Here is a 25,048-nt window from a genome sequence, read left to right as displayed (position 1 = left end):
GTCCCATCTAACATTCTTTGAATTCCGGACACAGTCCGGCTTTTCATTCAAAATCCGTAGTCAAAGACATACGGATAGCTGTGTTCCCCACTGGTTTCCCCGGGCTCTCCGTAGTGTTCCGAAGGACGACTACGGAGGCAAATGATAACCCAGACTGCGTCTGGTATTTGGAAAACCAATTTCCCTGATTTATAGAAATAACTGAATTTTAATACAAACCTTTGCCTCTGTGAGAGATAATGGATATAAAATAAGAGACCAACATGCAGTCCATTTCGCCGGCTCTCCGTTGTATTCCGATGGGCGACTATAAAGTCAAATTATAACACAGACTTTGTCTGGTATTCAGAGAACCAACGTGCGCTTACCAACCTTCACAGCTGCCTTTTAGAGGGCTTTCTTATCAATCTTAAAATATTATAAATCTTATCCATAATTCTGTAACAGTGCACGCTTTATCGATCGATAGCTTTGTATTATAAAAAATACAGTTATGGAACACACTCATCACCACGAGCATTTGCATACGCCTGCTCGAATAATCAGCAGGAACGAAAACATGAAATTAGCAATCAGCGCAACACTGCATTGTCTGCTTGGTTGTGGAATTGGAGAAGTAGTAGGAATAGCTATAGCAACTTACTTCGGCCTCTCTATGATAAACTCGATGATTTTGGCTATTGTTTTAGGCTTCGTCTTTGGTTTTGGTTTGGGCATCATTCCGCTTATAAGAAAGGGCATTTCTTTTTCAGAATCAATAAAAATTGTATTGGTTGCGGAAGGGCTTAGTATAGCAATAATGGAAGCTTTTGAAGTGCTTACGCAGGTTTTTATTCCCGGAGTAATGGAAGCACAACTTTCCGATGGCATATTTTGGCTAGGCATGATTGCTGGCTTAATAATAGGTTTCATTGCAGCTTTACCGGTTAATTACTTTATGATTAAGCGAGGGGTAAGGCATCAGCATTAAAGCCCATGCTCTCCGTAGTGTTCCGCAAGATAACTACGGAAGCAAATGAAAGCCCGGATTGTGTTAGTATTTGGAAAACCGACGCCCCGGTCTAATGCAAAGAGATTATTGTTAGGAAAAGGTGGTTTGCTACCGATTGAACATTTAGCAGAAGGCATATACTCTGCGTTCCATCTAAGTTTCTTTGAATTCCTGACCCAGTCCGGCTTTTCATTCATTTTTGTAGTTAAAGACGTACGGATAGCTGTGTAACAGGTTCAATTAAGGAAAGCAGATTGCTTCGTTCCTCGCAATGACGAAGGATAGGTGAACGTACAAGTGAGTGACACAACGATGCTTAATCAAGGAACTAAAGCCGGTGCAGCAAAAGAATTTCTTATACTTTTTTCTCACCCAATTTTTTCTTTACCATCAAGCTTACGCGATACAGAAGGATCACACTTATTATGGAAATACATACCATTACATAGCCAACCGTATCATAATGTTCAAGTGGACTGAACTCGGTTTTTTGTTGTACGATCATTCCTGCAGCTGCGGCTGCTACGCCGCCCGCTATTTGTTGTAATGATGAATTGATACTCATGAATGCTCCACGGTCTGCAAGATCAGGTATGGCTGTTGTTAATGCAACGGCCGGAACCATCCGACTTAGTATTCCCATCATCATCAATACATTTACGACCATCACTATCCACAGCGGTGTTACTGACATATTAGTGTAGACAACAACCACAACGATCATCCATGCCGATGCAATAGCATATAAAGTAAACTTGTCTATGCGGTCGGCAATGCGACCTATAACCGGCATAATAAGGAGAGAACTGCATCCGGAAACCATAAACAATAAGGGCAATTGCTGATGTGTCACTCCGAGGTTGTTGACGGCGAAGGCACTACTAAAAGGCATCATCATAAATCCGCCTATAGACAGAAAGGCGGTTGCTAAAAAGCCTATCCGATAATTTCTTTTTGACACGGTGGTTAGTAAGTGGCGAAGCGGTGAACTATTGCGCTGTGCTGCAAGGTGAGCGGTTACCGGTTTTAGTTTTGCAATGATCATGATTGCTATCAACGTACCCATACTTACTACAAGCCAAAAGGGTGCCCGCCATCCTAAGTTGTTAGCAAGATATAGCCCGATAGGAATGCCTAGCACCTGGCTCGCGCCGAAACCCATTTGCACAAACCCCATAACACGACCACGTTGATGTATCTCGAACAGGTCGGCAACAATAGCCAGGGAAATTGAACCGATGACTCCACCAAACAATCCCGTGATGATGCGTGCTGCAAGCAAAGTATGATAGGAGTTTGCAAGGGCGCAAAGAATGGTACCTGCAATGAAACCAATGTAGAAGAATAGCAATAATTTTTTACGATCGAACCTGTCAGCAAAGCCTGCTGTTAACAGTCCTGCTATACCTGCACTAAAAGCATAACCTGAAACTGCTGAACCAAATTGTGAAGGTTTCATCGATAACACTTTCATCAACAGGTCGCCTAATGGTGCCATGATCATGAAGTCGAGCACGACGGAAAATTGTGTGACGGCAAGAATGAAGATGGCGAACTTCTGGTAAGAGGTAAATGGTATTTTGGGTGGCTTCGGTTGGTTTGTGGGTTCCATGAGGATAAAGATAAAGGAGGAATTGGCAAAGGTGTTTCGATGTCGTAAGTTAAGGATCATCTACTATATCCTATGTCAAAAGAGGCCAGTTGCCCACGTTATATTGATTGTGTTTTGTTTTTCTTTTTTTCTTGATAAAAAAAGAAACAAAAAAATCAAGACTCCATAGAAAAGGCTAAAAATTAGTAGAACAGGCTAAAATGAAATAAGTCACAACGAGAGAATATTATCAAGCATTTGCAGGACTTACGGGCAAAGAATAAAGCCAAGCGCGAGTAACATCTATTTCATTTCTTAACGCCTGTCCTACTAATTTTTTTAACGCCTTTTCTATGAGGTCGGAAGAGGAAGAAAATGTTTTATTTCACTTAGACTATCTGTTATCGTTGTCAAAGGTCTTGAACGGAACAGATATGAAAAACAAATGTTGAAGCCACAGTAGCAATACAGTTTAATAAGGAACGGGGAAAGGAATGGGTTTCGGTGGCTTCTTTGTGCTTTCTCCTCTGGTGGTTCTGTGTAGTTAATCCCTCCTCCTATTCTAAAGACACTGATTGAGGTAACGATTTATCCCCCACTTCTCCGGAAATAGATATTCAATCTTCTCCTTTGGCTGGTCAAACTTTTGTTTGATCCTCTTATTTCCAACTAGGAGCTCAGGCATTTTGACCCGTAAGTATTTATCGGTTTCACAAAAGCAATTTTGCAGATCTATTAATTTTGGTTGTCTTCCAAAAAGGTTCTTAAAATCGTTAAACCCGTATTTCTGTTGGTAGCTATCAAAATGGTCTTGGGTGTATTTAATGCAATCCTCAAATGTATAGCGGCCGATATCTGAAAAACATTTCTTTATCCCTCGTATTGCACCGATGCCTGCTTTCACAAATGAGTTTTCGTCGAAGTTGATCACAGAAGAATAATTAAAATCAATCGCATATTGAAACGCTAAGAACTCACCGATAAAAGAACATTGCAACATAATGTTGTATACTTCTTCTAACGATTTTGCTTCAACAATCTTTTCGAAACCGTTCCCGAGTAGTAGCTCCTTCTCTACCATACGTAGCCATTTCTCATGCTTTCTTGCATACATGTTATACCTAGCATGAGAACCAGTCATCATATAAGCAGGACTGAAAATTGCGACCTGCTTTATCCGCTCGTCTAATAAAGCAGTTATCCAGTCAACATCAAACGTTTCAATGCTTATTTCCCCAAGTTTGTGCTCAAGATATTCCCAGGTATTTACGTTATTGAAGATTTTGAAGACTATAATTCTAAGAAGATTATCTATGTCTGAAAATCGATGTTCTTTTTCGGAGATGACATGTCTTATGAGGTATTGGCTCACCCTGTCTTGCGCACGATAAACATTCGTGAACTTATACATTGCGAGAATAGGATCATTGGTTAAATGAGTCTCCTCCCCTTCGTATCTCCTCCAAAAAATCCTCATTCTTTCCTGGATAAAATAGAAATAGTATTGATAAACCTCGTCTCTAACTTTCATGTAATTAGTCGAAGGTCTATTTAAACATTTACACCATAAATATCTCTTAGCATTCCTGCTACCTTACCCTCAGGACTTATTGGTTTAACCTTGTTCATTTTTACCTTGCGATAGGTAATCGACCACCTTCTATCTCGATGTTGCACGGTTCCGTCAATAATGTCTTTTTTGCGTGGTGGTATTGCGTGTTTCCACTTATATCGTACTTCATCCTGCATTACATATAATGAGCGCCTTGGAACCTCTATATCTACCACATCTGCACCCTTCAGAAATCGCATGATACAACCGCTTCCCAGGTTAATACCACAGATTTGGTTTTCGAAGTAGTTCCTGTCTTTATGCGGTCTGATTCCTTGTCCGGGTAAATATTCATTAATGATAACCTGGTCTGGTTGGGTAGTTAGTATGTGGCGCTCTACTATTTGCTCTGATAATTGTTGCATCAACGGGGGCATGGGAACAGGGAAAGCTACCAGGTCATAAGGTTTTTCCAATTCATTTCTGTAACCATAATATTGTAGCCTTCTATCGTAGTCGACAACCCATTTCTGACTATCTATTTCGTTCATTAATTCATCTTCCATTGCAGTGGTTATAAAATCGCGATGTAGTATAAATCCGGGTACTGTAGTTTCCATGATGTAAAAGATTAATATTCCTTAAAAACGGAAAGTGTGCCAGAAAGGTTCAAAGAGCAATTATTTTAGTCATGGGATGATTTCGGTACCAAAGAACAAGGCTGTTCTATCTCATCGGTTACATAAGGCACAACTATCCACGCAACGAAATTCTCAAAAACAAAAAAGGTATTTACTAATGCAAGAGATTAGTAAATACCTTTTGGGAAAATTACAAAAACTATTGAAGCGGGTAACGCAGCATGCTGATTACAGCACTTCCATTATTGTTGACAGAATTCAAAAAGATATAAGCCCTATACTTTCCATCGGCCGTTTCAACCCAGGTGCCGGCTTCTGCTTTTAGACCAATTGCATAGTTCGGCTCATCTGAAAGGTTTATTTCCTGGAAGTCCTGGTCATCTATAAAAACACCCACGTTTATTCGCGCTAAATTGAAATCCTGCAGATTAAAGACTTTCCTGATTTTGGTATTTCTGTTAACACCAGCAGGAAGTGTAATGCCCGGAAGATATTGGGCATCGGCGGCAGGAGAAACAAATGCGTGTGTAAATGCAGCAGGAGTTGCCCTGTACAAATAAATAAGATCAATCTTACCAGCATTGGCCGCAACGGTATTCTTATTGTACACTGCCATATCAGCTATGGATATATAGCTGCTATCGTTATTATTGCTAACTCTGAAAGTACGCTTAATGTCCATTTTTGAAATGGTGTAAGGTCCCATCTTATAACTCACTGTCGCCCCATCGCTGCTGCTTGCAGAAAAAGTAAATGAAACCGCTTTACCACGGGCTTCTTCCGGCACAACATAGAAATAGCGAAGGGTAGCTGCATTAGTGTCTACATTAAATGCAACAGATGTGAGGTTGTCTTTGTTAACCGAAGGTGAACCTACACGTACGGGTACATCAACACCACTTGCATTCGTGTAGTATGAATTATTCTCAAGGTAGGTTCCTGTTGCACCTGCAATGGAGGCTTCCACTTGTGCAGAAACGATTTTGCCTTTGCTCTTAGGGAGAGCCATAGCATAAGCAAATTCTATAGGCAAACTAACAATGTTAGGACCAAGGGTTCTTTTGATGCAATCGTTAGAAAGTTGGGTTGCAGGATCCGGTATTGCATACCCTTCTTCTTTTTTACAGCTTGTAAAAATTATAAAAGAAAACGAGACCAGAAATATTGAATAATTAAGAAATTGAAATTTATGTCGCATGACAAATTATTTTATTGAGTGAACGGTTATTGATATTTTACTATCACTTTATAAGGCTTTCTTATTTGTCGGTTACCGGAAACAACAGTGAATGTTTTCGGGTTGGCTATGTCTGAAAAATCCATTTTACCCACAATCTTTGGCTCCAGCTTGCAGTCTGTAGCTAAGGAAAATTGGGGATAAACATTTTTCAGATCAGTGCCAAAAAGTACTTCAACATTTATCGTTTGCGCCGTTGTATCAATGACCGCAGTCTTTGACCTCACGGTAACAAAATCAGTTCCCAACAACTCAAAATTGCTTACAAAGCATTCCGCCCTTGCTGTAACCAGCAATCCGTCTTCATCTATTGGTGCATCCTTCGAACAAGCGGCAAAGGCTACAACCATTAGGAATGAAAAAAGTATTTTCAAATATTTATCCATCGCTGAAATTATTAGTGTTTTTATTGTTTTAGGCAATTCAGGTCTTTGAATTATAACCACGGTGTGTTTTGTGTAAGATTAGGATTGCGGTCACGCTCACTTGGTGGAATTCTAAAAATATAGTTTTGCTGATACGTTCTGTCAGAGGTATTTTGATAGTAACGTTGTTGGTCAGCACCCCAGGTATCGCGGCGCCATACTCCTGCACTGCCCGGACCTCCCCAAACTCTTTCGATTGCCCTCCACCTGCGAAGATCAAATCCACGGTGTCCTTCGGCTACTAATTCCACAATACGCTCCTGTTCGATAGCATCAAAGAACGCTTGCTTACCAGCGGTTTTTGATGCTTGCAAAGCAGGCAGGTTACCCCGGCGACGAATTCTATTTACCAATGCAATTGCATCCGCCTGTGGGCCGCTTACTTCGTTTGTTGCTTCTGCATACATCAGGTACACATCTGCAAGGCGTATTACCGGCCAGGCAAAATCGCCTTCACTACGACCCAGCCCTTCATAGTTCCTTACAAATTTGCGGAAGACATATCCTGAGTTTGTTCCATCAGTATTATAACTTAAATAGGTAGTTCCGTTAATAGTAACCGGCGCGGCCCATGTTTGATAAATAAACGGAGCATAGCCTGTAGATTTTAAAGATGTCAAACCAAGGATCATTTCATAATCCCAAACAATGGTCGACTTCATCCTGTAATCTCTGTTTGCGTATGAGTTTGGATTAACCGCAGAGTTCACTGTAGTTCGGGCTACGTTCCCTGATGCAGGCACTGTTGGATTCATCCGCAACATCGGAGGTGCGAAATCACCGGTTGTCAACAGTTGATAGCGATCAGCTATTTCGTATCTCGGTGCAACCCAGCATTGAGAACCTTCGATGGTACGGCCTGAAAAGTCACGCATCAATTCTTCACCCTGCGAAGGATTTGCAGGTGTGCCCATGTGGGTGAAAGCCATTATCAATTCTGTATTACCCAATCCGTTTGCTTTCGGAGTGAACAACTCGTAATAGTTAGGAAGAATATCGGCTTTGCCAAGCGCATCGATCTGACCTGGATCTCCATTTTTATAGAGAGTCAATCCGTAATCCTCTATTACCTTTTTGAAATCTGAAGCGGCGGCAGTAAAAGCAGTGGTTGCCTCAGCAGTGTTTTGCTTAAAGCCTTCTAGCTCAGGCCAACCGTTTTTCTTCCAGCTACCCCAGAAAAGTTGCAGCTTGCCTCTGAATGCTAATGCAGCAGGTTGACCAACGCGTCCAAAAGCTACCGGTTTTGCAGGTAGTTTATCCAAAGCATAGGTAAAGTCAGCCATTATTGAATCCTTCACTTGTTCTATTGGAATTCGTGGCAGTTCTGATACTTCTGCATTTTCTGATACAACATGCCCGAGATAAGGAACATGACCCCACATAGAGATGAGGCGAAAATAAGTCATGCCTCTTAGCAGGCGCGCCTCTCCAACAATCGCTTCAAGGTTAGTACGTGAGTTGCCTGTAGCTGATGGAAGAAGGAGGTTATTTACATTTTCAATCACGTAATTCGCCCTGTTGACTGCACCGTAGAGATAACGGTAGTATTTATCAAAACCAGCTCCATATCCTGAAGGATCGTAGTTGCCTCCGTTGTAAGCATCTCCTCTTAAAATATTTCCGCTCGTAGTACTTGTACCGCGAACCCTCGTGTATTCTCCATGGCCGTCGAAATAGTAATCACGATCAAACACAGCCCTGGTTGCAGAATAAGCACCCATCAGGGCGGTAGTAGCATCGGCTTCTGTTTTCCAGAAAAGCTCGGTTTTTAATTCTGTAGTAGCCGGCTGATCAAGCAGTTCTTTTCTGCACGAGCTGAACAACAGCGCCATTGTAGAGACAACGCCTATCAATAGTATTTTGGGGGTTAATTTATCTTTTTTCATTTTCAATATCATTTTAGAAACTAAGATTAACTGCAATCGAATACGATTTATTTATGGGGTATAAGTTATTGTTGTCGCCTTGCTTTTCCGGGTCAAGACCTCTGTAGGAGGTTAGGGTACCAAGGTTTTCGGCAGAACCGACAATATGAAGATTTGTGACGCCTATTCTTCTCAACATTTTTGAGGGAACGGTATACCCCAACTGGATGTTTTTGAAGCGTAAAAAACTCATGTCGTCTAACCAGAAAATCGACTCATCACGATTACTACCAGGGCCTCCTAATCTTGGCCATGGGCCTAAACGGTTCTCAGGAGACCAGGTGTTTTGGTAAAGATCCCAGGTAGAAGCATAACGCTGGGTTCCAAAGTTCATATTATTGTAAGCGGTGAGCCAGAAATCTTTCCGGCCTGCAGAACCCTGAAGAAGTACAGCAAGGTCAAAGCCTTTCCATGAACCATTTAGGTTTAGGGCAAAAGACGTTGTAGGTCTGTTAGTTTGAAGGTTTGGATAAGCTTTTCTATCATCGCCCGTAATTCTTCCGTCACCATTTAAGTCCTTTCTCATGATGTCACCGGGAGCTATACCTTGAGGAACATGGTTATACACGTCCTGCCATGTTTGTGCTATGCCATCTGTTTCATAAGCATAAACAAAGTCAAACGGCATTCCTACAAATATTTGATTATTTCCAAAAGTTGCGCCTCTTCCAATAAACTCATTCCATTTTTCAAGTGTACTTCTGTTATAAGACACATTCAAACTTGCGCCGTACTGAAATTTTCCTATCCTGTCTCTCCATGAAAAGTCTCCTTCAACACCGCGGTTTCTGAGATCTCCAATATTAGTCCTGGGAGCGTTGTATGCCCCGGTAAGCAAAATTGACATTTGCGAAGGACGTATCATGCCCGAAGTAAGCCTGTCATAGTAATCCAATGTAGCTGTTAAGCGGTTGTTCAGGAAGGTTAAATCGAGACCTGCGTTAAGCACAGTACTAGTCTCCCATGAGAGGAACCTGTTGATCATTTTACTATTTCCAAAACCTACTTGTATGTTGGTGTTGGTTACATAAGGCACAAGTCCTAATGTCTCGAGTTGCTCATACCGCCCTACTGAACTGTTATTACCCAGGCTGCCATAGGACACCCGCAGCTTTCCGCTGTTTAAGAACTTCTCAGTAACAGAGCGAATAAACTTTTCTTCAGTAAAACGCCATCCTAATGCAACTGAAGGAAAAAATCCAAACCTGCTGCCTTCAAGAAACTTAGATGAACCATCTGAACGGAAATTTGCCTCTAACAAGTATTTGTTGAAAGCTGTATAGTTTAAACGGCCAATGTAAGAACGAAGGCCTTCACTACTTGAGTTTCCACCGGTAGATTGGTTGATAGTTAGTGCTGCATCAATTTCAGTTAGAGAAGGATTGAACCGATCATTTCTTGAACTTGACTGGAAACGATCATTCCAGTACTCCTCACTATAAACAAATAAGACACCGATTTCATGATCCTGGTTAAATTTCTTGATGTAGTTCAACCGGGCGTTCATCAATGTTTTGTACCCTGTCCTGGTTTGATTGGTTATACCGGCATTTTGGCCTACGTACGTACGGCTACCAAAAGACTTTGTCTGGAAATTATACGCCTGGTTAGGAGTAGCAGCGTCCCAACGAAAATCGTTATAATAATTTAGTGCATAATCAATCCGCCCTGTCAATCCTTCAATAGGCGACCAATCGTAATACATGCTGGTGTTTACTTCCTGGCGATTTGTGTGGTTGAGGTTATTAATGTAAAGTGTGTATGGATTATATGCCTGCGGATCTTCACCATAAGCTTGTACGCCTCCGAAATATCCTGACTTAGGATCATAAGGAAGGATGCCGGCAATAGCATATTGCATGTCGGTTCCTGCAGTATTATTTGGATCGGGGTCCGTAAAACCTTCAGCCAGTGCGTACTGGTAGTTAGACCAGTTGCCCGTAAACCTAACACCTACGTTCATGTTTTTCCTAACCTTATAGTCAAAATTGAACCTTGCATTGTACTGCTTGAAATTGTTGTTTATCTGTAACCCTTTTTCATCTTTCAACCCAATTGAAGCAAAGAAATTTGAAGACTCGTTACCGCCACTTGCAGCAAGGTTATAGTTTTGAAAAGTCCCATTCCGCATAATCACATCAAACCAGTCTGTATTTGGATAAGCCACCGGGTCAACCTTCCCCAAAGCCATCCATTGGTCGATTGTACCATTTCTAAAAGTTTGATTTCCGGCAAGGGTGTTTACAAAAGCCCTGCGCTGGTGAAGAGTTAAAGCACGCGGATAATCGGCCATAAACTTCATTCCCTTCGTCGGCGTGGTTAACGAACTATTACTACTGAAAGTGATAGACGGCTTTTTTCCTTTACCCGTTCTTGTTGTAATTAATATTACCCCGTTCGCAGCACGTGAACCATAAACGGATGCTGAGGTTGCGTCTTTTAAAACAGAAATGGTTTCAATGTCATTCATGTTGATACGGTTTATATCAACATCAGGCATACCATCTACAACGACCAGCGGGCCTGCATTATTTACTGTACCCAGGCCGCGTATAATTAAGCTGGCAGAGTTGTTTCCCGCCATCCCTGATGATTGTATTGCAGACAAACCCGGAACAAGGCCTGACAATGCTGATGAAACGTTTGGAACCGCACGGTTAGTTAGTTTTTCGTCGACATTCACCTGCGAAACAGAACCAACCAAATTCACCTTCTTCTGACGGCCATATCCCACAACTACAACGTCGTTTAGGGTGTTGGCGCCTGCCGCTAGTCTAACATCAATTGAATTTCTACCGTTTACTGGCACGTCCTGCGCGGTATAACCTACAAAGCTGAATGTAAGGGTACCATTCAAATCGGGCACATTGATACTGTATTTTCCATCAGCGGTTGTGGAGGCACCGGTTGAAGTTCCCTTAAGTGTAACACTTACTCCCGAAAGCGGGCTTCCTGTCTCATCAGTTACCCTTCCGGTAATGGGGACTGCGAAGCTCATTTGAACGAACGCGAAAAACAATAATGCGAATGTGAGGTTAATCCGCTTCATCGCTTTTCGGGTATCAACGCGCACGAAAGGAAGTTGTATATCAACAACCAGCAGCGTTTTCAGACGGGGCCATACATGAAGCATGTTCCCCGCTTGTGTAGAAAATTTCATACGGTTTTATGTTTGAGGTTTAATTGAACTATTTACTATTCTGATCACTAAATCTTGTCTTGTTATAATACTTTGCTTTAAACGAAATGCTTATGCAGCCCATCTCTTGCGGTAACGACTCGTAGGTCATCGCAGAGATCGAATAAAAGACTAGCGTTGTCCTGGTAAATATTAGCTTGAAATGATGCGAGGTAGTTAGGGTTGAATTGAGTAGCATCCGCAACACGGAAAAAATCAGAAAATTCTTTAAACATGAAAAGTGATGTAAACAAAACTTTGGAGGCTTTTTTCATATAGCTAAGCCCGGTTAAGAAATTAAATAATCGTCTTTTGTTAAAACCATTTGTAATAGTTCGGACATGTTAGCGTGTGAAAACGATGCATGGCACTACTAATTCTGGTCATAATTCGCGCAATTAACTAAGTATTTAGCAAAAAAAAGTTTTAATTTTTTTTTCTTTTCCGATCATGATTTTTCCATCCTCCTTGGTTAGCTGATCCCTGATTTGGCCTTAACTTCTAAGGCTCAAGTATAAAGACTTGAAAAGCCGTGACCGGGTAAATGTGCGCGTATCTGACTTTTTTCAAATCCCAGAAGTGTCTCTTGCTGCAGTTGGTTTTTTAGCACACGAGTGCGACGCAAGAAAAGCAGAATTGGAAAACCAAGGTTTGCAACAAAAGAGCAGTCTTTTCTCAAAAACTCAAATTGTTTTTTTCCTTAACCAATCAGGATTGCTGCTATTGTGCTTTCGTTGCGTCGCACTCTTGTACTTTTTTCTCACTTTAGACAAACCGAGCTACAATAATTCCATTTCTTCCAACCTATTCCAACTACTTATTTAGAGATTTTACTAGGACCAATTCAAAATTTTCGAAAGGAAATAAATAAACGCATATTTTTTTGTCTTCATTTACATTCGATTATTCAATACGTTTCATCGTTGCCCCTTATGAAAAAAAGACACCTTTTTTTAGCCCAATTCATCTTGTTGTTCTTTCCCGGATACATTGTAGCACAGGCGGTAAAAATTGAAAATCGAAAAGAAGTCAGCCAATACGGAATTACATGGACTTTTGACAAACCAGCAAAAACAGGTCAATTTATTACAGGAGATTGGTGGGTAGTAGGTCCGGTAACTATCTTGAAGATTACACCTGCACCAGGTCCGGTTCGTCCTGAGAATTTTAATATCAGCATCAATAGATGGAACGATACCAGCCTGAAACTGGATACCACTATGCGCAATGGCTCAATGATCGTACTTAAAGCCGGAACGACCCACGGCTATGACTCAAGAAGCGGTTCATTTCGTAAAAACAACTCGGTCAGCCTTCCACTATTACTCACTCCAAATCTTTCGCTCATATCATCTGAAAGTAACACTACTCTTCCCGTTGACAACTTTTGTAAAAACATTATGTGGGAAAATGAAAAGAAGTGCCAAAATGTGATGAAAGCTGCAGCTGTACTTACCTGCTTGCAAGATGCTCCTCCTGAGGGCGCCTTTCGGCCTCCATATGCAGGAACGGAAAAGCCTGTTTTCTTAGCGAAAGACATTAAATGGGACTTGCTTCCAAAGCTTGCACCAGTTGGAGAGGTACCGTCGTGGGAAGAATTTGAACGCTACTTTCAGCGACCCTGGATTGATCACCTCATGAGTTGGGAACAACAGGAATTAGTCCCGAACGAGAATGGCCCTAATTATGGCCGCGAACATGCGCGGCTGGTGTCGATGGCAAGTTTAATGGTTATGCTCGACGTACCAAAAGCAAGAAAGGAAAAACTGACGATAGAATTAATACAACGTGGGATAGACCTATACGGCATCGCAAAGGTGGGTGGATATTGGAATGAAGGCGGCGGACATTCGAGCGGAAGAAAATGGCCTATACTCTTTGCCAGTACTATGCTTAATAATCCGGCAATTTCGCAAATTCCGGAAACTGCTGTTTTTCATGAAGACACCCAGACCTATTATGGCAAAGGCTGGTTTGGTCAGGATGTGTTGTGGCAGATGATCATGCATCATGGTAAAAGAGATCCGTACGAAGAAAAATCGCCAGACCAATGGGAGAAGTGGGACAAAACATCGGAGAGTTATCGTACCTGCTGTAATGCTGTTGCATGGACGGGTACTGCCTTAGCTGCAAGGTATTTGAAAGCTATAAAGCTTTGGGGGCACGATGCCCATTTTGATTATATCGATCGCTGGATGCGTGAAGACGATCCATACAAAAGTGCCCGTGGTAATTATCCCCGTCCTGCTGCTGAAACCACTACCACTGATCCGTTTGTTACCGCCATGTGGAAGGCTTACAGAAAAAGCGCTCCTGCCCAGGAAATGTCAGGAAAAAATATGAAATGGGTTTGGAAAGGAGAAAAAGCTGCATGGGTTCCTAATCCTAAATAAAAGCGACTCCTTATTTTTACTATTCATTGTAGATCATTTCGAATTACACCGCCGTACACATGCACTTATCGCAGATTATCTTTTAATAGCTGCGTAATTGAAAGAAGCTTTAAGTGTTTTTTATCTAATTATTGTTAATTGCTAAAAGTCTAAGTTGATGCCATGAAAAGAGTCCCCAAATTCAAAACCTGCCTTACAAATTCTTAATTTTCCCCTGCGTGTCTTTGAATATCTGGATGCGCAAGTTTCAAATCCTCCTTCAATTTAATTACCATTTGTAGCTATATGAAAACACAGAAACGATTTGTAACCATCCTTGCATTAATGTTAGCGACAACGGGTGTATTCGCCCAGGTTGATCATCTTGGTCCTAATGTCAAATTCCCTGAGCATCCAAGAATCTTAATGCTAAAAGGAGAAGAAGCTGCTATTAAGAAAAACATTGACGGTGACAAAACCTGGAATAAACTTCACCTGGCTATTATAAATGAGAGCGATAATATAATAGCCCTCGAGCCTATAAAAAGAATTCAGATAGGCCGGAGATTATTGGATAAATCAAGAGAAGCCTTGCGAAGGTTATTCATGCTTTCCTACGCCTACCGCATGACCCAACAGCAAAAATATCTTGACAGGGCGGAAAAGGAAATGTTGGCCATATCAGCTTTTACTGACTGGAACCCTACCCATTTTTTAGATGTTGCTGAGATGACCATGGCGGTTTCAATTGGTTACGATTGGTTGTTTAATGGATTGTCTGCAAATTCGAGAGCGACCATAAGGGAGGCAATTTTAAAGAAAGGGATTGAACCGTCTCTTGATTCAAAGTACAATAGCTGGCTGAAGGCAGAGCACAACTGGAACCAGGTCTGTAATGCCGGAATGACTTATGGAGCTATGGCCATTTACGAGGATCAGCCTCAGCTGTCGAAGCAAATTATCAATAGAGCTATTGAGACGATTGTGCTGGCGATGAAAGATTACGGTCCTGATGGTGCTTACCCTGAAGGTTACGGTTATTGGGGTTACGGGACCAGCTTTAATGTAATGTTTAACAGCGCCATTGAAAAAGCTTTCGGAAAGGACTTTGGCTTAAACAGTCAACCCGGCTTTTTAAAAACCGCTGGCTTTATGGAAAACATGACCGGTTCCACCGGAAAACCATTTAATTATTCTGATGCAGGATCTGAAGGTGGTCTTCATCCTGCAATGTTTTGGTTTGCCAACAAGATTAAAGATCCTTCTGTATTGTGGGTAGAGCGCCAAAGGTTAATGAATGAAGACTCAAAACGGCATGTAAGAGACCGCTTGCTGCCTGCCATCATGCTTTGGGGTGGAGGAATGAGTATAGATAAGATAACGCCGCCTAAATCTACCGTGTGGGTAGCACAGGGAAAAAATCCGGTTGCACTAATGCGTACTTCCTGGACAGATACCAATGGAATTTATGTGGCAATGAAAGGCGGCTCGGTCTCAGTTAACCATGCGCATATGGATGTAGGTTCATTTATAATGGATGCGAATGGAGTAAGATGGGCGATGGACTTTGGCAGCCAGGAATATGAATCCCTCGAATCGAGAGGGATACAATTATTTGGCAGAACCCAGGACGCACAGCGTTGGACCGTATTTCGGTTAACCAATCTTGTACATAACACCCTAACTTTTAACGGGCAGCATCAAAGAGTGACGGGGCATGCAGCGATAACAAGTTCATCAAACAAGCCTGCTTTTATGAATGCAGTTACCGACATGTCTGCCGTTTATCAGGGTTCTGTGGCTAAGTCAGTTCGAGGAGTTGGGATTGTAGATCAAAAATATGTAGTGGTTCGCGATGAAGTGGAAACGCTTCCCTCAGAAACAACGTTGCGTTGGACAATGCTTACCCCTGCCGAAGTGAAAATAACAGGTGCTAATACAGCAGAGCTTACAAAAAATGGAAAGAAATTGCTTCTAAAGGTGCAGGAGCCAGCAACGGTCACAATGAAAACGTGGTCTACAGATCCTCCTCATGATTATGATGCGCCCAATCCCGGAACAACCCTCGTTGGTTTTGAAGTAAAGCTTCCTTCTAATGCTAAGACGGCAATTTCAGTAGCGCTCATTCCCGAAGGAAATGAGAAGCAGACTATTGCACCCATACAGCCATTGGAAAAATGGGGAGGCAAATAACAAAGAGCAATGCCTTCGAAAATTGCTTACCGCTCTAACCAGTTCTCTAGTGAGTAGCTATGAAAAAAAACTGTACAAGGGAGTGACACAACCGGGGCCACATAGAAAAACGAATGTTGGCTTACAAAAAGAAAATTTGTATCCAAGCCACATAACCTTGATGATGCTTTACTTGCGTCGCACTCTTGTACAATTGTACTGGTTTCAGCTCGTCGTAGTTTGCACTAAAAACCAATGATTTTCCTTTTTTAGCAAAATGTATTCAAGCATGAAAATGAAGCCAGCCGGTGTAATAGGTTATAAAGTAGTTGCGAGGTTCTTGCTGCTATTCATTATGGTTGTCAATGCAGCGACAATCAATGCGCAGGATAGTCATCCTCATATTCTCGTTAAGTCACAGGATAAACAAGCGATTTTAGAAAAGATCAATAAGCAGGTATGGGCAAAGAAAGTCTTCGACAGAATGAAGTCTTCTGTCGACCCATATGTAGAAAGGCACAAAACAGACCCTGAGTGGATCCTAAGCCGATACCTGATGAACCGCGTACCGGGAAAGCGCTACACCCAATTTTTTTCCGATGAAGACGGAACAGCTTTAGTCCGCTATGCTGGCGACGCGCCCTTTCCAACAATAAGAGTATCGCCGCACAAGAGGCCACCAATAACAAAAGATGGTTACAGTTATAAAGCACCTTCCATAGAAGAACTTACTCCCTACGATACTTCTAAGACTATGCTTCTGCAAAGCAATGCACCGGGAGGAAAAAAAGAATGGGCTAACCCGCAAACCTTTGTTGAAAACATCAATGGAAGAATAAATAACCTGGCGTTAGATGCAGCGATTATATACTGGTTAACCGGAAAAGAAGAGTATGCAAAGTTTGCAGCAGACATCTTAACACAATGGGCTCATGGAGCTTCCTATCAGAATCCGATTGAGGGCCCTTGTCGCACCGGCTTCCTTTCTATCCAAACTTTGGGTGATGGACATTATGAACCCATGCCGCTTATTTACGATTTTTTGTATGATTTTATTCGGGCGAAGAAATACGAAACGACGTGGTTTGAACCGGTGTTCGAAAAGATTGCTGCAACTATGACTTTTCGTGGATACGTAAACAACAATTGGTTTGCTGCCCAGGCACCGGCTATGGTCTTTGCCGCTTTGTCTCTCGAAAACAAACAACGCCGCGATTATTATCTTGATTTCTATCTAAACAAAGACACCGTCAATGATCAGTGTGGTCATCTTGCAATGCCTTCTGTAGTAACCAAGTGGCTCACTCCTGATGGTCACTGGAAAGAACCAGGCGGTTATCATAATTTTCCTGTCAGCAGCCTCCTCATTTCCGCAGTCGCCATGGAAAACAACGGTTATAATGTTTTTGGAAAACATCCTGCATTATTACAATCTTCCTATGTTTTATTAAAATACTCTTTTCCCAACTTTAGTGCTCCATCCATTGGCGACACTGGTCCTGTATCTCAAAGTCCTGAGTGTCTTGAATTAGGTATGCTGATGGCAAAAAAATATAGCAATCCAATAGCAGCGCAGCTAACAGCAGCGATGGCTGTTATGATACAAAAGAAAGGGTATCGAAGAGACGCATCGGACTACCTCGGACTATTAACTTATCTCGCGGAAGTACCAACGAACAGTACTACCACTTATACGTGGCCCCGAAGCGGCGAACTGGATTTTGCCAAGTGTTACTTACAACGCAATGGAACAGATAGAGAGACTGGCCTAATGTACCTGGTACAAGGAGCAACATATAATCACAATCATGCAAACGGGATGTCGTTAGAGTTATATGGAGCCGGAGGAGTTATGGGCATTGACCCGGGAAAAGGCATCACGTACGAAGCACCGATGCACGTGAATTATTATGCCCAATGGGCCGCACATAATACAGTAACTGCAGGTGGCATTTCAAGCTCCGTTCCTTTTTTTAAAGGAGGAGGTGGAACAAAACGGATGGGTGAAATAAAACTAGCCGCCATGGAGCCAAGGGCTGAAAAAGAAGCCGTCTCTCCTTACTGTTCGTTTACTGATACGCGTTACACTGATATCTCCACTAAAACAGCACAACAAAGAACTTTAGCGATTATTCGTACGTCGCCTACATCCGGCTATTATGTAGACATTTATCGCTCAGCTCATCCAAAAAGCAACGAGTATATCTATCACAATATTGGAAATAGCCTTCATCTGTTGGATGAAAACAGAAAGCCTATTCAATTAACTCCAGCCAACTTCCCTATTAGCAAAGAACCGCTTGATCCTCCCGGCTTCAGGTTAATACAAGACTATAAAACGACAGGAAAAACACCAAATGGTGTAACTGCATTATTCAGTTTAAACGAACGGGGTGACAACAAATACATGCAGGTATTATTTGGGGGTGAGCACAACCGGGAGTTCTTCTCCGGCAGCGCGCCACAGTCGGGAACAGCTGACCTTCCTTACCGAACAATGCCCACTCCAACTATCATCGCCCGGCAAGAAGGTGAAGCATGGAAACGCCCTTTCATTGCAGTCTTTGAACCTTTCAATGGAGCCAATAATTATACAGTTGAGAAAATTGAAAATTTGGACTTATCTCCCAAAGGAGATTTTAGTGCTATAAAGGTTTATAGTAAGAACGGCAGTCAGCAGATCATCCTTCAATCACTGAAAGCGGATCAATTGCAGGTGAAAGATAATTGGAAGTTCGTGGGGAGCTTTGGAGTAATCAATACAGAAAAAGGTGACCTGAAATATCTATACTTAGGCGAGGGTAAGGAAATTTCGCACGGGCGATATTCAGTCATTTCTAACCAACCTGCAGGTTCAGCTAATGTAACTATCAACGGCAATAAATTAACTGTAACCTGTAACCAGCCAACGACTATCACCGTAAAAGCTTCCTCTGCAAAAACAGTTACCTTAACAGAAAAAGGCAGGAAGAAAGGACTTCCGGTTACAAGCACAAAAGACGGGATCTCATTTACATTACCTGCTGTCGCAAACGGCGTAGTAACAATTTTATAATCACTTGTATTTATACCATATGAAGAAAGTCGCCTCAGTTCTAAGTACACTGATTTCGTTTGCACAATTGCCCCATCTATTGGCAATTGCTTTTGTTGTTCTGACAATCTCATCATTTAAAATTCCGCCGGCAAGAATAAACAAAGGAGTAGTTACGGGTCATAAGAAGACAAATACGATTGTTGCAAATGAAGACCTGGAAACAATCCGGAAAAGAATTATTGACGACTTGCTAGCGCCCGAGGTAAACGTTGATGAAATCAAGAAATTAGTTAGCACTATCCAACCCGATGGAAGCTGGCCGGGCATTAACTATAAAGACACAACCAAGACCGGCTTTGAGCATAGAATTCATCTTGAAAATATGCTTGATTTAGCCAGAGCCTTTCGAAAAACAGGTTCAGCATTTAAGAACAATGCTGATGTAAAAAAGACCGTTTCTGCAGCGCTTGATTTTTGGATCGCTCATGACTTTATCTGCGAGAATTGGTGGTGGAATGAAATGGGAACACCTAATTGGATGATCAATACTTTACTGGTAATGGACCCCGATTTAACTGACAAGCAAAAAACAGAGGGAGCCCGAATTGCTGGTCGTGCAAGCTTAACCGGTGTTGGCGCCAGGGCAGGCGGCGACTTCGTACCGATTGCCGGCATGGTTTGTAAACAAGGACTTTTCAAAAAAGATGAAGGCATTCTGGCAAATGCGCTGAAAGTAATGGCAGACCAAATTGTACTTACTCCAGCTCGCGGCATTAATCCTGATATGGGGTTTCATCACCGCGTAGATAACGTTACATCCATACATACTTATGGCACAAACTACGTAAGTGCCTTTAGCTATTGGACGGTAAAAACTGCGGGAACAAAATACACGCTGCCGAAGGAAGCTTTGAAATTATTGATCGATTATTATGTTGACGGAATAAGTAAATGTATGGCTTATGGTATCTATCCCGATCCCGGCGCAAGGAACCGCGATTTAAGTAGGAAAGGTGAAGTCGCCCATGCTGCCGGTACCGAGATAGCCGAAAATTTAATGTTGTCTTCAGACTATAGGAAGAATGACCTTGAATACCTTGTAAAAGTGCGGAAAGGCGAATTGAAGCCTGACCTTACCTGGGATAAATATTTCTGGCACTCATCGTATTTCGCGCATCAGCGCAAAAACTATTACGCGTCTGTTCGCATGCATTCCTCACGGCAAAACAACATGGAAGAACCCTACAACGAGGAGGGATTAAAAATGCATCACCTAGCGGATGGCGGTAACTTTCTTCTACGTACGGGTAAAGAGTATGCTGATGTTTTTCCTGTCTGGGACTGGCAAAAGATACCCGGCACTACGGTAGTTCAAAAACCTTCTCTCCCGCCTCCTAATCAAATTGCAAAGAAAGGAAAGAGCGAGTTTGTTGGCGCTGCAAGTGATGGACAATTTGGTGCCACCGCTTTCGATTTTAAAAGTGTTCACGATCCATTGAAGGGGCGTAAGTCCTGGTTTTTCTTCGACCAAGAATATGTTTGTTTAGGAGCAGGCATCAACTCAGAAGCGGAGTACCCTGTTGCGACTACACTTAACCAGTGCTTACTAAACAAAGGCGTGGTTGTAAAATCTGCAGCCGGCACAAAAACACTCGAACGCGGGCAGCACGATTTAAAAGGGGTTTCTTGGGTAATGCATGATAGCGTTGCCTACTTGTTCCCAACTCCCGTTTCAGTAAACCTTAGCAATACCACTGCTACCGGTAGCTGGCGCGACATTACTCACCAGGCTTCTGCTTCCACTGAAACTGTAAAAAAAGATCTTTTTACGCTCTGGTTAAATCATGGTCAAAAACCTGCTTCTGCCAGTTATGCCTATATGGTTGTTCCCGGGATCACGCCAACTCTCGCTAATGGATACCTTGCAAAGTCAGGAGTGATAATTCTATCAAACACGCCTGAAATACAAGCTGTTCAGAACAAGCTTTTAAACGTAACCCAGGTAGTTTTTTATCAGCCTGGAACAATCAAAATAAATGGCAATGTTAGTTTAACGGTCGAAAGCCCTTGTATTGTCCTGGTTAAAATGGGCGTCAATTCCATTGAAAGAATGGCAGTGTCCGATCCCACCCAAAAATTAAAATCATTGCAGCTAAAAGTAACATTGCCGATAGAAGTTTCAGGCACAAACTGGCGTTCGGGTTATAATAGTCAAAGCAGAGTAAGTACGATTCAAATAGATTTACCAACAGAAGGATACGCAGGACAAAGTGCTGTTTTAGAATTTGCAGCAAGACGATAAAAGCCAGGATTTTTTTTGAGCCGGACCGAAGTAACACTATTAAGCTTTTCTTGCGTCGCACTCTTGTACTAATGATCTTTATTCGTCTCTTTTTGCAAACTGCAAAACCACTGCTGGCACCAAAAAAACCGTTAGAAAACAATGATGAATAGCGATAGAAATAAATACCGATCAAAAATAATATCCGCCACTACTTGCATAATAGTGATCCTTTTCGCTTCCTGCCATTCATTGCATAAAAACGTTCAAACCTCTACATCCCCTATAGTAAAGGAAGTAACAGACGTTTTACGCAAACACATAATGAAGGAAGCTGAATGGGCAATGACTCAGGAACCTGAAACCGTAACGGCCCATTCGTCTCCACGAAGCGCAGGAGGCAAACATGATTTTTTTAGCGAAGGAGACTATTGGTGGCCTAATCCTGCAAGTGCCGATAGCCCTTACATTCAAAAAGATGGGATCACTAATCCTGACAATTTTGTCGCCCATCGCCTTGCAATGATTCGCCTTAGCCGAATTGTAGGTGCCCTCGCTTCTGCCTACAAAATTAGCGGAGACAACAAGTACGTGTTGCAATCAATGAAGCATTGTAAAGCCTGGTTTGTAAATAAGGAAACCCTAATGAACCCGAACCTCTTGTATGCGCAAGCAATCAAAGGCAGGTTTACCGGAAGGGGAATTGGCATAATAGACACCATTCAACTAATGGAAGTGGTGCAGGGCTTACTGGCAATGGAAGCTTCGACAGAAATGGATAGAAACGCATTAGCAGGGATTAAGAACTGGTTCGGGGAATACATTACGTGGTTGATGACCCACAAATACGGTAAAGATGAAATGAATGCGGAGAATAATCACGGAACCTGCTGGGTAATGCAAGTGGCAAGCTTTGCAAAGTTTACGGGCAACAAGCAGGTAATGGATTTTTGCAGCAGCCGATATAAAACCGTCTTACTGCCAAATCAGATGGATAAAGATGGAAGTTTCTCAAGAGAGTTAAAGCGGACAAAACCGTACGGCTATTCCATTTTTAATCTCGATGCAATGACAACCATTTGCCAAATCCTTTCAACTCCACAAGACAACTTATATACTTCTACCACCGCGGACGGAAAGTCGGTTAAGAAGGGAATTGAATACCTGCATCCTTATGTTGCCAATAAAAGCAAGTGGCCTTTAAAGCCCGACGTGATGTACTGGTCTGAATGGCCTGTTGCACAACCTTTTCTTGTTTTTGGTGCGAATGCTTATAATAATAGTCAATGGCTGCAAACATGGAAAAAACTAGAGCATGACCCGAAAGTGGATGAGGTAATTAGAAACCTTCCGGTAAGAAATCCCTTGATTTGGTTTTAATAAACAACTGATAAGAAAAATGTATCGGTAAATAAATAGAAATGATAAATAAAATTGTAGCAAGCGCATTATTGATAGCATCGTTCTCTGTTTCTAAGGCTCAGAAAATAAGTTTACCAAAAGTGTTTGCAGATGCAGAAAAGCAAACACAGGTAATGCTGACCGAAATACCTAAGGCAAAAGGTGGTAATGCAGAACTTGTTTCGCCCAGAACGTTAGAAGATGGTAAGTTGAAACTTGTTCCTTCAAGGGACTGGACAAGTGCGTTTTTTCCCGGTGAGCTTTGGTACTTGTATGAGTATACAGGAAAAAAAGAATGGAAAGCTGAGGCGGAAAAGTATACAGCAAACATTGAAAGAGAAAAAACAAATGCGGGAACGCATGATATGGGTTTTAAAATCTATTGCAGTTTTGGTAATGGTTATAGACTTACAAAAGATGCGTATTACAAAGAGGTCATCATTCAGGCGGCCAAGACTTTGTCTACGCGCTTTAATCCGACTACAGGCGTTATTAAATCGTGGGATAATCGTACTAAATGGAAATACCCTGTGATCATCGATAATATGATGAACCTGGAGTTGTTGTTTGAAGTATCGAAGCTTACAGGAGATCAATCGTTTTACAAAATTGCGGTCAGCCATGCTAACACAACCATGAAAAATCATTATCGCCCGGATTTTAGCTCTTATCATGTTGTTGATTATGATACCGCAACAGGCAAGGTGTTACAAAAAACAACCCACCAAGGTTACAGCGATGAGTCAGCATGGACACGTGGGCAAAGCTGGGGCCTTTACGGATATACGATGTGCTATCGTGAAACGAAGGACAAAGCCTACTTAACCCATGCCGAAGGAATTGCTGACTATATCTTAAAACATCCAAACTTGCCTGAAGACCTTATTCCTTACTATGACTTCAATGCTCCAGGTATTCCCAATGAACCAAGAGACGCTTCAGCAGCATCCATCATGGCTGCTGCCTTGTATGAATTAAGCACTTATAGTAAAAATGGCAAAAAGTATAAAGACGCTGCAGATAAGATAGTCGAAAACCTTACCAACAGTTACAGGTCGAAGCCAGGCGAAAGTTATGGTTTCCTTTTGTTGCACAGCACCGGTTCAAAAGCACAAAACAGCGAAGTCGACGTGCCTCTTAGTTACGCAGACTATTATTACATCGAAGCGTTAATGCGAGGCAAGAGACTTAAAGAGGGGAAGAAACTTTTCTAACAATAGTCTTTTCGTGTTCCTGGTTGTCCTTTCTGTGCAATTGCAACGCTCGTGATTCCTCCACCCTACTACTTTAAATATTTACGCGGCCTAATTCTTATTCGCTCGAAATCCTCGTCTTGTAGGTTTTGACCTTTTTCACTGTGTTTTTCAGAAAGCAGAAATTTTTTATTAGAATTTTCAGGACGATTCAATAGATAACACTCCTCCGCTGTCATCTTTTTGTTCTGCTGTTAATGATATACACAAACCCAAAATCTTGTAACTCTTATCAATAATTGTGTAACGCCAACCCTCTACCACGAATCTATCTTTGACTTATAATCAAAACAAAAAATTATGAAAAAGTCAATCGGCTTAACAAGCCAAAGCCAAACAAGTAAAACCTGTGGTAATGCAAATTGTACATGTGAAGTTTGTACATGCGAAAGCTGCTCATGCGGTAGTAACTAATTGCAACAGGTGCACCACTGACGTAGTCTTTAAAAACTCAACGTCGATGAAGCAGGGATGTTAAAAGAAAAAGGTGCACTAACATGCACCTTTTTCTTTTCTATCGCTGTATAATATCCTCAATTAGTACCACAGTTACTTGTCCTTTTTTGACACAACGGCGTCCTAAAAAACACTACCAAGGTTTGCATCTTTACAATACCAAAACAAAAATATTACGATTATGAAAAAGATTAAAAAACCGGTGCTAACCATCATCATAGCATTGCTGGTTCTTAGCATAGTACTCTACTTTTCACTTCCGCAAGTCTTCTCACAAAAGATAAAAGTCTATAAAGGCAGCAATAATTTAGCATGGTCAAAGCCTGTGCTTGACAGCACAAAAAAGACGGTCATTATTGTTGCCGATAACGAAGGAACAGAGATGTTTGACCTGATGGCTCCGTTTTATTTATTTAATGCTACGCAGAAAGCAAACGTACTTGTAGTGTCGGAGAAAAAAGCACCAATACTATTATTTAATAGCCTGTTCATACTTCCGCATTACTCTTTTTCAGAAATAGATTCGTTACACATTC

Annotated in this window: 16 protein-coding genes and 1 pseudogene; 9 read left to right on the top strand and 8 right to left on the bottom strand. The window is 41.8% G+C overall.

Annotated features, from left to right (window positions below; translation table 11 throughout):
• Positions 1 to 493 precede the first annotated feature (493 nt).
• Positions 494 to 970, top strand: coding sequence for a DUF4396 domain-containing protein (locus SAE01_RS05895; RefSeq protein WP_147202746.1), 477 nt, complete (start codon positions 494 to 496; stop codon positions 968 to 970).
• 376 nt (positions 971 to 1,346) lie between these two features.
• On the opposite strand, the gene SAE01_RS05890 is transcribed toward SAE01_RS05895, so the two are convergent.
• From SAE01_RS05890 to SAE01_RS05855, 8 genes are all read right to left on the bottom strand, one after another.
• Positions 1,347 to 2,603, bottom strand: coding sequence for an MFS transporter (locus SAE01_RS05890; RefSeq protein WP_147202745.1), 1,257 nt, complete (start codon positions 2,601 to 2,603; stop codon positions 1,347 to 1,349).
• Between the two features lie 541 nt (positions 2,604 to 3,144).
• Complete coding sequence (locus tag SAE01_RS05885; protein WP_147202744.1) at positions 3,145 to 4,113, bottom strand: nucleotide kinase domain-containing protein; 969 nt, start codon at positions 4,111 to 4,113, stop codon at positions 3,145 to 3,147.
• A gap of 20 nt (positions 4,114 to 4,133) precedes the next feature.
• Complete coding sequence (locus SAE01_RS05880; RefSeq protein WP_147202743.1) at positions 4,134 to 4,754, bottom strand: alpha-ketoglutarate-dependent dioxygenase AlkB; 621 nt, start codon at positions 4,752 to 4,754, stop codon at positions 4,134 to 4,136.
• A 220-nt stretch (positions 4,755 to 4,974) separates the two neighbouring features.
• Positions 4,975 to 5,973: a DUF4466 family protein gene (locus SAE01_RS05875; RefSeq protein WP_147202742.1), complete on the bottom strand. Its 999-nt coding sequence runs from the start codon at positions 5,971 to 5,973 to the stop codon at positions 4,975 to 4,977.
• A 26-nt stretch (positions 5,974 to 5,999) separates the two neighbouring features.
• Positions 6,000 to 6,398 (bottom strand): SGBP N-terminal domain-containing protein, encoded by a 399-nt coding sequence (locus SAE01_RS05870; protein ID WP_147202741.1) that lies wholly within the window; start codon positions 6,396 to 6,398, stop codon positions 6,000 to 6,002.
• A 50-nt stretch (positions 6,399 to 6,448) separates the two neighbouring features.
• Positions 6,449 to 8,323, bottom strand: a complete 1,875-nt coding sequence (locus SAE01_RS05865; RefSeq protein WP_147202740.1) for a RagB/SusD family nutrient uptake outer membrane protein — start codon at positions 8,321 to 8,323, stop codon at positions 6,449 to 6,451.
• A 13-nt stretch (positions 8,324 to 8,336) separates the two neighbouring features.
• The gene (locus SAE01_RS05860; RefSeq protein WP_246113173.1) at positions 8,337 to 11,522 is read right to left on the bottom strand and encodes a SusC/RagA family TonB-linked outer membrane protein; all 3,186 of its coding nucleotides are present in this window, start codon (positions 11,520 to 11,522) and stop codon (positions 8,337 to 8,339) included.
• A 77-nt stretch (positions 11,523 to 11,599) separates the two neighbouring features.
• Positions 11,600 to 11,815: a hypothetical protein gene (locus tag SAE01_RS05855; RefSeq protein WP_147202739.1), complete on the bottom strand. Its 216-nt coding sequence runs from the start codon at positions 11,813 to 11,815 to the stop codon at positions 11,600 to 11,602.
• A 657-nt stretch (positions 11,816 to 12,472) separates the two neighbouring features.
• Here SAE01_RS05855 and SAE01_RS05850 point away from each other — a divergent pair.
• The 8 genes and pseudogenes from SAE01_RS05850 to SAE01_RS05820 all read left to right on the top strand — a co-directional run.
• Positions 12,473 to 13,933, top strand: coding sequence for a hypothetical protein (locus SAE01_RS05850; RefSeq protein WP_147202738.1), 1,461 nt, complete (start codon positions 12,473 to 12,475; stop codon positions 13,931 to 13,933).
• 285 nt (positions 13,934 to 14,218) lie between these two features.
• The gene (locus SAE01_RS05845; RefSeq protein WP_147202737.1) at positions 14,219 to 16,105 is read left to right on the top strand and encodes a heparinase II/III domain-containing protein; all 1,887 of its coding nucleotides are present in this window, start codon (positions 14,219 to 14,221) and stop codon (positions 16,103 to 16,105) included.
• Between the two features lie 268 nt (positions 16,106 to 16,373).
• On the top strand, positions 16,374 to 19,139 hold the full coding sequence (locus SAE01_RS05840; protein ID WP_170234089.1) for an endo-acting ulvan lysase-like protein: 2,766 nt from the start codon (positions 16,374 to 16,376) through the stop codon (positions 19,137 to 19,139).
• Between the two features lie 19 nt (positions 19,140 to 19,158).
• Positions 19,159 to 21,423, top strand: coding sequence for a polysaccharide lyase family 8 super-sandwich domain-containing protein (locus SAE01_RS05835; protein WP_147202735.1), 2,265 nt, complete (start codon positions 19,159 to 19,161; stop codon positions 21,421 to 21,423).
• 141 nt (positions 21,424 to 21,564) lie between these two features.
• Positions 21,565 to 22,782: an alginate lyase family protein gene (locus tag SAE01_RS05830; RefSeq protein ID WP_246113172.1), complete on the top strand. Its 1,218-nt coding sequence runs from the start codon at positions 21,565 to 21,567 to the stop codon at positions 22,780 to 22,782.
• Positions 22,783 to 22,823: 41 nt separating this feature from the next.
• Positions 22,824 to 24,017, top strand: a complete 1,194-nt coding sequence (locus SAE01_RS05825) for a glycoside hydrolase family 88 protein (RefSeq protein WP_147202734.1) — start codon at positions 22,824 to 22,826, stop codon at positions 24,015 to 24,017.
• Between the two features lie 394 nt (positions 24,018 to 24,411).
• Positions 24,412 to 24,534, top strand: a complete 123-nt coding sequence (locus tag SAE01_RS25065; protein WP_262713359.1) for a hypothetical protein — start codon at positions 24,412 to 24,414, stop codon at positions 24,532 to 24,534.
• Between the two features lie 159 nt (positions 24,535 to 24,693).
• Positions 24,694 to 25,048: pseudogene (locus SAE01_RS05820) on the top strand (DJ-1/PfpI family protein); the annotation flags it as partial.

The sequence above is a fragment of the Segetibacter aerophilus genome, assembly GCF_007991655.1.
Taxonomy (GTDB): domain Bacteria; phylum Bacteroidota; class Bacteroidia; order Chitinophagales; family Chitinophagaceae; genus Segetibacter; species Segetibacter aerophilus.
This window is presented reverse-complemented; position numbering and strand designations above follow the sequence as displayed.

Bases quoted from the DNA above. Each gene is read 5' to 3' on its own strand.
- SAE01_RS05890 (WP_147202745.1), bottom strand. From the start codon at position 2,603: ATGGAACCCACAAACCAACCGAAGCCACCCAAAATACCATTTACCTCT.
- SAE01_RS05830 (WP_246113172.1), top strand. From the start codon at position 21,565: ATGATGAATAGCGATAGAAATAAATACCGATCAAAAATAATATCCGCC.
- SAE01_RS05860 (WP_246113173.1), bottom strand. From the start codon at position 11,522: ATGAAATTTTCTACACAAGCGGGGAACATGCTTCATGTATGGCCCCGT.
- SAE01_RS25065 (WP_262713359.1), top strand. From the start codon at position 24,412: ATGCAAATTGTACATGTGAAGTTTGTACATGCGAAAGCTGCTCATGCG.
- SAE01_RS05880 (WP_147202743.1), bottom strand. From the start codon at position 4,754: ATGGAAACTACAGTACCCGGATTTATACTACATCGCGATTTTATAACC.
- SAE01_RS05850 (WP_147202738.1), top strand. From the start codon at position 12,473: ATGAAAAAAAGACACCTTTTTTTAGCCCAATTCATCTTGTTGTTCTTT.
- SAE01_RS05870 (WP_147202741.1), bottom strand. From the start codon at position 6,398: ATGGATAAATATTTGAAAATACTTTTTTCATTCCTAATGGTTGTAGCC.
- SAE01_RS05895 (WP_147202746.1), top strand. From the start codon at position 494: ATGGAACACACTCATCACCACGAGCATTTGCATACGCCTGCTCGAATA.
- SAE01_RS05885 (WP_147202744.1), bottom strand. From the start codon at position 4,113: ATGAAAGTTAGAGACGAGGTTTATCAATACTATTTCTATTTTATCCAG.
- SAE01_RS05840 (WP_170234089.1), top strand. From the start codon at position 16,374: ATGAAAATGAAGCCAGCCGGTGTAATAGGTTATAAAGTAGTTGCGAGG.
- SAE01_RS05855 (WP_147202739.1), bottom strand. From the start codon at position 11,815: ATGAAAAAAGCCTCCAAAGTTTTGTTTACATCACTTTTCATGTTTAAA.
- SAE01_RS05845 (WP_147202737.1), top strand. From the start codon at position 14,219: ATGAAAACACAGAAACGATTTGTAACCATCCTTGCATTAATGTTAGCG.
- SAE01_RS05865 (WP_147202740.1), bottom strand. From the start codon at position 8,323: ATGAAAAAAGATAAATTAACCCCCAAAATACTATTGATAGGCGTTGTC.
- SAE01_RS05875 (WP_147202742.1), bottom strand. From the start codon at position 5,973: ATGCGACATAAATTTCAATTTCTTAATTATTCAATATTTCTGGTCTCG.
- SAE01_RS05835 (WP_147202735.1), top strand. From the start codon at position 19,159: ATGAAGAAAGTCGCCTCAGTTCTAAGTACACTGATTTCGTTTGCACAA.
- SAE01_RS05825 (WP_147202734.1), top strand. From the start codon at position 22,824: ATGATAAATAAAATTGTAGCAAGCGCATTATTGATAGCATCGTTCTCT.